The sequence below is a fragment of the Candidatus Campylobacter infans genome (assembly GCF_013416015.1).
Taxonomy (GTDB): Bacteria; Campylobacterota; Campylobacteria; order Campylobacterales; family Campylobacteraceae; genus Campylobacter; species Campylobacter infans.
Window position 1 is genome coordinate 1745863 of sequence record NZ_CP049075.1, and the last position, 8649, is coordinate 1754511.

Consider the following 8649-nt stretch of genomic DNA (forward strand, 5'->3'; position numbering starts at 1 on the left):
AATTGTAGCAAAAGAGCTTGAAATTTTAATTAACGCATTTAATAAGATTTGGCTTAAAATCCGGCGACAAAACGCCAAAATGGCAAAATGCTAATTTTAATGCCGTTTAAAATTTGGGATAAATTCGCGCTATTTGAGATAACGATTATTTCATTAAGATTTAGTTTTTGATAATCTTTTAAATGCTTTTTAATTTTCATCAAACATAAATCAGGGCTTAAAAACGGAGCAACGATTATGCCTAGCTTTTCATAATGTAAATAAAAATCCAAATTCGGCGCAAAATACACGGCTTTACTAGCTAATTGGCAATAAAGCATATTTAAGATTAAAGCGCGCGGATTTTTGCTAAAACTAAAAACAGCGCGCAGGGCAAAATCGCTAAAATATACGCGTTTTAGGCGTTTATTTTCTTGCTGGCTAAAAATTTCTAAAAACTCTATCAAACCTAAATTTTTAAGCTCTAAAAGTTCATTATAAAAGCTATCTTTACTAATTTTTAATTCATTTTTTAATTCATTAAATGAAGAAAGCGCGCTAAAATTCTCAGCGCATTTATTTGCAATATTTGCCATTATTTGGCGTTTTTGTGGGCTAATTTTTGAAAAAATGGCTTGTTTTAAATAATTTTTGTGAGCATTTAGGGCATTAAATGGCGAATTACCCAAATCCATAAAATGCGTAAAAATCGTGCTTTCATCAAAATTTCTTTTAAAAAAAGCTATAAACTCTTCATAATCTAACCCGCGCAAATAAAAGTTTTTAAAACCATCAATTTTTAGGCTTAAATCCTTGCTGATGATTAAAATTTCAGCCTCTTTGCATTGTTGTTTTATACGCTCTAAATCCTTTAAATGCTTGCTTGTGGCATTGTCAATACAAAGTGCTTTTATTTGAAATTTTAAAACAAACTCATTTATAGCTTTTAAATCAATCCTTGCTCTAATATCGTCTAAATCCACATATAAGAATTTATCAAAGCGCGATAAATGCGCGATAGCAAGCGTGCTTTTACCACAAAGTGGCGCACCAAAAAGCAGGGCAAATTTTGTATCTATTTGTAGTTTTCTAGGTAAAAAATTGTTTATTTTTGGCGGATTTTCGTATAAATATTTTAAAATCTCCAAAATTTTAATCCTTAAATTTTTGCTTGATAAATTTTAAAACTCTTGCGAAGTAATATAACTAGCTATTTCTTGGGCGCTAATTTTTAAGGCCTTTTCTACCTCGCTCAAAGAGCCGTGAGCTATGAAATAATCATCATACTCAAAGCTTTTAATTTTTACATCAAAAATATTTTCATCTTGTAAAAACGAACTTAAAATTTCGCCAACGCCACCTTTTTTAGCCGAATCGCTAAAAATATACCAAAGCTTAGTTTTGCTAGCAAGATCTTTTAAAAAGGCTTTATCAAGCGGTTTTACAAAAACCAAATCTATTATATTTGGACTAATTTTACCCTCTAAAATACTAGCTACCAAACAAGCCTTGCCAACGCCATTGCCATAGCCAATAAAGGCTATGTTAGAGTTTGCTTCTTTAAGTAGCTGCGAGCTTGGCCTAGAAAAAGAATTATTTTGATTAGCCAGAGCAGCAGGTAAGTTTTTATAATCTTTATCTTCGCTTATAATCTTGGCATTAAAATCATACAAAAAGCCCATTTTATCGCAAATAAAACTCCCGCGCGGATAGCGCACGCCAAGCAAATGCGAACAAGTATAAGCATAAGATAAAAGCTCTTTAAAGCTATTTTCATCGCGAGGAGCGCAAAGCATAATATTTGGCAAAGCATTTAAAAAGCTAATATCAAAAGCACCTTGATGCGTTGGGCCATCTTCGCCTACAATGCCAGCTCTATCAATACAAAGCACCACAGGCAAATCCAAAATAGCACAATCATGGATTATTTGATCATAAGCGCGCTGTAAAAAAGTAGAATAAATAGCCACAAAAGGCTTAAAGCCCTCTTTTGCCATAGCTGCCATTGAGGTAATGGCGTGCTGCTCGGCAATTGCTACATCCCAAAAGCGTTGTGGGTATTTAGCAATTAGCGCGTCCATTCCGGTGCCACTTGGCATAGCTGCTGTTACGCCCACGATATTTTCGTGCTTAGTGGCTAGCTCTAATAACTTTTGAGAAAAAATTTTAGTGGCGTTTTGCGGGGTTTTTGCTAAATTTTCTTTATTAAAATTTGCTAGGTTTTCTTTATTAAAATTTGTAGGGCAAACCTCATTTTGGGCGGATTTTTCATAATCTTTTATATCAAAAGGTGCTACTCCGTGCCATTTTTCTAGCTTGCCCTCAGCTGGGGCATAACCTTTGCCTTTGATAGTTTGGGCATGGACAATTACAGGTTTTTGCATTTGTTTTGCGGTGTTTAGCGTGGTAATAATCTCTTTTATATCATGGCCATTTATAGGGCCTATGTATTCAAGCCCAAGCTCTTCAAACAACAATCCAGGCGTAATTAAACGCATTCCTTCTTCAAGGCGTTTTGCCATATAAGCAGCTGATTGTGGGGCGTATTCTAATAGGGCATTTATTTTGGCCTTAAATCCTTGATAAAATTTCCCAGCCATCATATGCGAAATAAACTTACTTATAGCACCAACAGGCTTTGAAATGCTCATTTCATTATCATTTAATATGATTACGCAAGGATATTCTCTATCGCCAAGCTCATTTAAAGCCTCATAAGCTTGCCCAGCACTTAATGCGCCATCGCCTATTAGCACGACAGGCACGCGGTTTTGGGCTTTTAGCGCTATTGATTTACAAAGCCCAAGCCCAAGAGAGATTGAAGTAGAGCTATGCCCTGCTACAAAAAAATCACATTCACTTTCATTTGGGTTGGTATAGCCGCTAATCCCGCCAAATTTTCGCAAGCTTTTAAAGCGTTCGCCGCCGCGCTTTGTTAAAATTTTATGTGTATAGCATTGATGGCTAACATCGAAAATAAAAGGATCGCTAGGATTATTGAAAACATAATGCATACCTATGCTAAGCTCAACCACGCCAAGATTAGAGCTTAAATGCCCGCCATTTTGGCTAACGGTTTGTAGAATTTGTGCGCGAATATCACAGGCTAAATCGTTAAGTTCTTCGATGCTTAAATTTTTAATATCCATTTGCTATCTTTATAAATTTTATTAAAAGCCGTAAATTTAGCCTAATTTATTTTAAAATTAGATTTATTTGTAACTCTAAGCATATTTTAATATTTTTTTTACTCAATTTTTACGCATTTTTGGCTACAATCTCAAAATTTTGCTTAAAGGATAAGTATGGACGAAAACAAACAAAAATCCCTAGATTTAGCCATAAAACAAATCGATAAACAATTTGGCAAGGGGACGATTTTGCGCTTTGGCGATAAAGAAATCGAACCTATCGAAAGCATTAGCACAGGCTCAATAGGCCTTGATATAGCACTTGGTATAGGTGGCGTGCCAAAGGGGCGTATTATTGAAATTTACGGCCCTGAAAGCTCAGGCAAAACCACGCTAACCCTTCACATAATCGCACAATGCCAAAAAAATGGCGGAATTTGCGCTTTTGTAGATGCTGAGCATGCCCTAGATCCAGGCTATGCTAAAAATTTAGGCGTGGATATAGATAATCTTTATATCTCACAGCCTGATTTTGGCGAGCAAGCATTAGATGTGGTTGAAACTCTTGCTAGAAGTGGCGCGGTGGATTTAATAGTAGTTGATAGCGTAGCAGCACTAACTCCAAAAAACGAAATAGACGGCGAAATGGGCGATCAGCATGTAGGTTTGCAAGCAAGATTAATGAGCCAAGCTTTACGCAAATTAACCGGCGTGGTGCATAAAATGGGCGCAACTGTGATTTTTATAAATCAAATCCGTATGAAAATCGGCGCAATGGGTTATGGCACGCCAGAAACCACAACAGGCGGAAATGCTTTAAAATTTTATGCTTCTGTGCGCCTTGATGTGCGAAAAGTAGCCACTTTAAAGCAAAGCGAACAGCCAATAGGCAACCGCACGCGCGTAAAAGTAGTAAAAAATAAAGTAGCTCCGCCATTTAAACAAGCTGAGTTTGATGTAATGTATGGCGAGGGCATAAGCCGTGAGGGCGAAATAATCGATTATGGCATTAAACTTGACATAATAGAAAAAAGCGGAGCGTGGCTAAGCTATAACAACGCAAAATTAGCCCAAGGGCGCGAAAACGCAAAAGCTAAATTAAAAGAAGACAGCGCCCTAAGTGATGAAATAAGCGCAAAAATCAAAGAGCAAATGGGCGATATTTTAAACATTGATGAATCAAGCGCAGGAGAAAATGATGAGTAAAATAGAAAAAATTCACGCTTATGAAGTATTTGATAGTCGCGGCAACCCCACAATAAAAGCAAGCGTGCTTTTACAAAGTGGAGCAATAGGCCAAGCCATAGTCCCAAGTGGCGCAAGCACGGGCAAAAAAGAAGCCTTAGAGCTTAGAGATAATGATGCCAAACGCTTTAATAAAAAAGGCGTGCTAAAAGCTGTAAATAATGTAAATACCGCAATAGCAGAAGAGCTTTGTGGAGAGTGTGCGTTTAATCAAGCAAATATTGATAATTTAATGCTAAAACTTGATGGGACAAAAAATTACTCAAAGCTAGGCGCAAATGCTGTGCTTGGCGTGTCAATGGCAGTAGCAAGGGCAGCTGCAAATGAATTGCAAATCCCGCTTTATAAATATTTAGGTGGCGCAAACGCTAGGATTTTGCCAGTGCCTATGCTAAATATCATAAACGGCGGGGCGCACGCAAATAATAATTTAGATTTTCAAGAATTTATGATTATGCCTTTTGGTTTTACAAAATTTAGCGATGCGCTAAGAGCTGCTGCTGAAATTTACGCAAAACTTAAAGAAATTTTAAGTGCTAGCGGACATAGCACAGCCGTAGGCGATGAGGGCGGGTTTGCGCCAAATTTTAATGATAACGAAGAAACCCTACAAACCATAATGCGCGCCATAAAAGATGCAGGCTATAAAGCAGGCAAAGAAATAAAAATTGCCCTTGATGTAGCAGCTAGCGAGCTAGTAAGCAATAAAGGCTACAAAATCGCAAACAAAGAGTATTCAAGCAAGCAAATGGTAGCGATGTATAAAAGTTTATGCGAAAAATACCCGATTTTTTCTATCGAAGATGGATTAAGCGAAGATGACTGGGAGGGCTGGGCTTTATTAAGCAAAGAATTAGGCGCAAAAATCCAGCTTGTAGGCGATGATTTATTTGTAACAAATGAGCAAATTTTAAAAAAGGGCATAGATAAAAATATCGCAAATGCCATCTTAATCAAGCCAAATCAAATCGGCACGCTTAGCCAAACCATGCAAACAGTGCGCCTTGCTCAGCGCAACAATTACTCTTGCATAATGAGCCATAGAAGTGGTGAGAGTGAGGATGCTTTTATTGCCGATTTTGCTGTGGCATTAAATACAGGCCAAATCAAAACCGGCTCAACTGCTAGAAGCGATAGAATGGCAAAATATAATCGTTTATTAGAGATTGAAATGCTTGAAAATGCTGAGTATTTGGGCTTGGAATTTTAAAATTTTAATTTAGATTTGATAGTTTAGGCTGTAAAGATTATGAGAGAACTATTAAAAAAACAAGGTTTGCTAGTTTTTGGAGATAAATGCTATTTAAATAATTTTATTTTTGAGCGTCCTTTTTGCATTTATGCAAGCGTGAATTGCCAAAATGTAAAGGGGGGGGGGTTCTCGTATATAAATTCTAACACAGAGCTAAATAATGTAAGTCTTGGGCGGTATTGCGCTATCGCACAAAATGTAAAAATAGGCGCGCTCCGCCACGATACAAATTTTGTAATGCTATCAAACCTGAATAATTTTTTAGGGCAAACTTCAAGCGGGAGCGATGAGGGTTTTTGCCAGAGTTTATATGAGGCGCAGGTTTTACCAGAACTTACTACTATAAATAATGGCGTGTGGATCGGCCATGGCGTTTTTATCCCGGGCGCGCATCAAATAAATATCGGCAACGGCGCAATAATTGCAGGAAATGCCGTGGTAACAAAAGATGTGCCGCCTTATGCCGTGTTTGCTGGTAATCCAGGAAAAATTATAAAAATGCGATTTAGCGATGAAATTTGTGCCGATTTAGAGCAAAGCGAATGGTGGGAGTATGACTGGGGCGCATTCGTAAGCGCAAATTTTAAAAATTTTAATCAAGCAAAAAGAAATTTTTTGCCAGAGCAAAATCCGGTTGAGTTTATTTCGTGGTATAAAAATGGCGGTGCGGATTTACTCGCGCCTTTTAAAATGCAAAAAGAGCTAAAAAGAATTTTTGTTGAAAATAAAGAGTTTAAATTACAAAACTTGGATTAAAATTTCACTATCAAATGCGGGTTTAATAATGAAATTTTAATTAAAATTTAAAGGAATTTTATGATACTTACAACAACTCCAAACATCGAGGGAAAAAGGATTTTAGAATATAAAGGCGTGGTTTTTGGTGAAGTGGTTTCGGGCGTGGTTTTTTATAAGGATTTTTTTGCTGGATTTAGGGATTTTTTTGGCGGACGAACGAAATCTTATGAGGGCGAATTGATAAAAGCTAGAAATGACGCCATCACCGAAATGACGCGCCGAGCTATGCAAATGGGCGCAAATGCCGTAATTGGCATGCATATGGATTGTGAAACAATCGCACGCGGGCCAAATATTATGCTTGTGGTAGTAGTTAGCGGAACAGCCGTAAATGCGCAATAATTTAAAATTTCAAGGTAAAAAATGCAAGATGATGTAAGATTAGAAGCATTAAAACAGCTTGGTTTCGTGCTTTTAAATGATTTTATTTATGAGCGTCCTTTACAAAGGGCGCGGATTTTGCCGTAAAAAAATTAGATTAAAGTTTATAAATGAATGAAATAAAAAGCTCTTTACCAAAAAAAGGCAAACAAAAGCTAAAAAGTGTTTTTATTTTTATTTTTTTGGCTATTATTGTGAGCTTGCTTGCGTGGTATTATGGGAATATATTATTTGGGACGCGAGGTTATAATGTGTTAAATGATTTATACACGCAAAAAAAGCATTTACAAAAGCAAGTAAAAAAAATGCAAGAGCAAAATTCTATCTTGCAAAAAGAATATTTTGAACTAATTGGCTTAGATCCTAGTTATAAAGAAGGAAAATTATGAAATATTTAAAAACTATATTATTTATCGCATTTTTAGCAAGCACAGCATTAAACGGCAGGGATAATCCTTTCATTCCCACACAAATTAACGCAAAAGATATGAACACAAGCAATGTAAAAAACGAACTTGCCCCATTAAAATCCATTAGCTTAAACTTGCCTAGCGATGCGCGAGAATTGGTTAGGGTTTTATTTGTTTATAAAGGCGTTGATGGAGTTTTGCGCTCTTATAATGTAAATGCGCCTTATAGCATAAATTGGCAAGATGATTTAATCCTTAGCACACAAGAAAAAATTAAAACAAACACCCAAAACCCACCAACCAAGATGGCAAAAACAGCAGAGCAAAACGCCACAAAAAGCCCACAAAATTTAGCCACAAAAGAAACTAAACAAAGCCAAGCAAGTAGCATAAGAGAATTAATAGGCAACAACGCTAGCAAATACACGGGCGAGCAAATTTCAACCCTTTCAACAAAACAAAGCATAAAAGTTAGTTTTGCAAAAAGACTTTTTATTGAAAATTTTAGTGATAAGATTATTCTTAAAACAGCCGATAAAATGCTAAGATATGATATAAAATATGAAAAAAACAAGGCTAAGATTGTTATTGATTTTGCTAAGCGCGCAAGAGATTATGCCACGCAAACAAATACCTTTGAGAATATCCCTGTAAATAGCTTAATAATCGGCTCTCACGGCAAATTTTACCGCGTTGTTTTATACCTAAACTCAAATTATAAAACCACGCTAAATAAAGGCAAAAATAGTTATATTTTGCGCTTAAATAAATAATTTTATAAATTAACGCAAATTAAAACTATGCGTTAAAGCTATGGCTATGGCATCTGTAATATCAAGTGGTTTAATTTCTTTTTGTATGCCTAAAATTTTACGCACCATAAAACTAACTTGTTCTTTGCTGGCTTTGCCATTGCCTGTTAGGGCTTTTTTTACTTGTAAGGGCGTGTATTGACTAAAAGTGCCGTGATTTTGTAAGATTTTTAGGCTTAAAGCCCCGCGGAACTGAGCTAATTTAAGCACGGTTTTAGGATTATAAGCAAAAAATATATCCTCAATAGCCACCTCATCGATCTTATGTTCTTTAAAAATCAAATCAAGCCCTTGGCAAAGCTCTAATATTTGAGCTTGTAAATTATCTTTTGAAATTTTAATTAAACCTGCTTCTAGTAATTTTTTTGGCGCATTTAAAGTGTTGCCATTTTTACAAATTATCGCATAACCGCAATTTTTAGTCCCTGGATCTATGCCTAAAATATTCAAAATTTCACCTTTTTTCACAGGGCTAAAAAGCCCATAAATACAAATTTTTTATACAAAAAACACGAAATTTTCACCCTTTTTTCACATGTGAAAATTTAAGCGCGTTATACTCGTAATTCTAGCTAAAATTTCACATTTTAATGAATAAATTTTCACATAAACTAAGAGAGATTTAAAATAATTTTGCTAGA

At 35.8% G+C, this 8649-nt stretch carries 9 protein-coding genes; 6 read left to right on the forward strand and 3 right to left on the reverse strand.

All coding sequences use genetic code 11. From position 1 onward, the window contains the following. Positions 1 to 53 precede the first annotated feature (53 nt). Positions 54 to 1127 (reverse strand): ATP-binding protein, encoded by a 1074-nt coding sequence (locus CINF_RS08800; protein WP_179975274.1) that lies wholly within the window; start codon positions 1125 to 1127, stop codon positions 54 to 56. A gap of 33 nt (positions 1128 to 1160) precedes the next feature. Further along, positions 1161 to 3128, reverse strand: coding sequence for a 1-deoxy-D-xylulose-5-phosphate synthase (gene dxs / locus CINF_RS08805; protein ID WP_179975275.1), 1968 nt, complete (start codon positions 3126 to 3128; stop codon positions 1161 to 1163). 156 nt (positions 3129 to 3284) lie between these two features. Here dxs and recA point away from each other — a divergent pair, with 156 nt between their 5' ends. From recA to CINF_RS08835, 6 genes are all read left to right on the forward strand, one after another. Then, the gene (gene recA, locus CINF_RS08810) at positions 3285 to 4316 is read left to right on the forward strand and encodes a recombinase RecA (RefSeq protein WP_178695556.1); all 1032 of its coding nucleotides are present in this window, start codon (positions 3285 to 3287) and stop codon (positions 4314 to 4316) included. Continuing rightward, complete coding sequence (eno, locus tag CINF_RS08815) at positions 4309 to 5565, forward strand: phosphopyruvate hydratase (protein WP_179975276.1); 1257 nt, start codon at positions 4309 to 4311, stop codon at positions 5563 to 5565. The genes recA and eno overlap by 8 nt, the downstream gene beginning before the upstream one ends. Positions 5566 to 5604: 39 nt before the next feature. Next, a complete protein-coding gene (locus tag CINF_RS08820) occupies positions 5605 to 6363 on the forward strand; it encodes a CatB-related O-acetyltransferase (RefSeq protein WP_179975277.1) in 759 nt (252 codons plus the stop codon). 60 nt (positions 6364 to 6423) lie between these two features. Continuing rightward, complete coding sequence (locus CINF_RS08825) at positions 6424 to 6747, forward strand: heavy metal-binding domain-containing protein (RefSeq protein WP_178695549.1); 324 nt, start codon at positions 6424 to 6426, stop codon at positions 6745 to 6747. A gap of 149 nt (positions 6748 to 6896) precedes the next feature. Further along, positions 6897 to 7175 (forward strand): hypothetical protein, encoded by a 279-nt coding sequence (locus CINF_RS08830; RefSeq protein WP_179975278.1) that lies wholly within the window; start codon positions 6897 to 6899, stop codon positions 7173 to 7175. Continuing rightward, positions 7172 to 7969: a hypothetical protein gene (locus CINF_RS08835; RefSeq protein WP_179975279.1), complete on the forward strand. Its 798-nt coding sequence runs from the start codon at positions 7172 to 7174 to the stop codon at positions 7967 to 7969. Before CINF_RS08830 ends, CINF_RS08835 begins: the two co-directional genes overlap by 4 nt. 9 nt (positions 7970 to 7978) lie before the next feature. On the opposite strand, the gene ruvC is transcribed toward CINF_RS08835, so the two are convergent. After that, a complete protein-coding gene (gene ruvC, locus CINF_RS08840) occupies positions 7979 to 8458 on the reverse strand; it encodes a crossover junction endodeoxyribonuclease RuvC (RefSeq protein ID WP_178695543.1) in 480 nt (159 codons plus the stop codon). Between the last annotated feature and the right edge of the window lie 191 nt (positions 8459 to 8649).

What these genes read in the sequence shown, in the direction of transcription:
- eno (WP_179975276.1), top strand. Translation starts at nt 4,309, where the DNA reads ATGAGTAAAATAGAAAAAATTCACGCTTATGAAGTATTTGATAGTCGC.
- dxs (WP_179975275.1), bottom strand. Translation starts at nt 3,128, where the DNA reads ATGGATATTAAAAATTTAAGCATCGAAGAACTTAACGATTTAGCCTGT.
- CINF_RS08830 (WP_179975278.1), top strand. Translation starts at nt 6,897, where the DNA reads ATGAATGAAATAAAAAGCTCTTTACCAAAAAAAGGCAAACAAAAGCTA.
- CINF_RS08825 (WP_178695549.1), top strand. Translation starts at nt 6,424, where the DNA reads ATGATACTTACAACAACTCCAAACATCGAGGGAAAAAGGATTTTAGAA.
- recA (WP_178695556.1), top strand. Translation starts at nt 3,285, where the DNA reads ATGGACGAAAACAAACAAAAATCCCTAGATTTAGCCATAAAACAAATC.
- CINF_RS08835 (WP_179975279.1), top strand. Translation starts at nt 7,172, where the DNA reads ATGAAATATTTAAAAACTATATTATTTATCGCATTTTTAGCAAGCACA.
- CINF_RS08820 (WP_179975277.1), top strand. Translation starts at nt 5,605, where the DNA reads ATGAGAGAACTATTAAAAAAACAAGGTTTGCTAGTTTTTGGAGATAAA.